At 53.9% G+C, this 204-nt stretch carries 1 protein-coding gene; it reads right to left on the minus strand.

Annotation, left to right across the window (positions count from 1 at the left end; all coding sequences use genetic code 11):
- Nucleotides 1-204 (minus strand): IS5/IS1182 family transposase (locus AWU74_RS08835; RefSeq protein WP_062328891.1); only part of this gene is annotated, 204 nt, incomplete at its 5' end.

A 204-nucleotide genomic window follows, 5' to 3' on the forward strand; every position in this document is an offset into this window, starting at 1 on the left:
CTAGGTAGTGTGGACTGGAAGATAGAGGAATAAACACCTGACATGAATGGCGGCGATGAAGGAAGCGGTGAGCTTTGCGTAGCGCGTAGCGATTCCGCGCCAGCGTTTGAGGGCGCGGAAGACGTTTTCAATGACATGCCGCGCCCGATACAGTTCATGACTGTACGCTCTTTGCTCTTTCCGGCTTTTAACCGGAGGGATGAC

Source organism: Treponema endosymbiont of Eucomonympha sp. (assembly GCF_001028545.1).